This is a genomic window from Thiosulfatihalobacter marinus, from assembly GCF_016019955.1.
Classification (GTDB): domain Bacteria; phylum Pseudomonadota; class Alphaproteobacteria; order Rhodobacterales; family Rhodobacteraceae; genus Shimia; species Shimia marinus_A.
The window spans coordinates 1-245 of record NZ_JAECRZ010000063.1; the positions used below are offsets into that span (position 1 = coordinate 1).

A 245-nucleotide genomic window follows, 5' to 3' on the forward strand; every position below is an offset into this window, starting at 1 on the left:
AGCGCCAAACGCCAAAGTACGCAAGGTGAGTGACGACGCCTCACTGATGGAACGGGTGCAGTACGTGATTGACAGCGAAATTAACCCGCAACTGGCTAATCACGGCGGCAGAGTCAGCGTAATGGAGCTGACCAAAGATGGCGTCGCTATTTTGCAATTCGGCGGTGGTTGTAATGGCTGTTCTCAAGTTGATTTAACACTGAAAGAAGGCATCGAGAAAGAGCTGCTAAACCGCTTTAGCGGTG

The 245-nt window shown here is 51.0% G+C and carries 1 protein-coding gene; it reads left to right on the forward strand.

Features of this window, described 5'->3' with window-relative positions; translation table 11 throughout:
• Positions 1 to 25: 25 nt before the first annotated feature.
• The coding region (locus I3253_RS20385; RefSeq protein WP_332262158.1) for a NifU family protein at positions 26 to 245 on the forward strand (220 nt) is incomplete at its 3' end.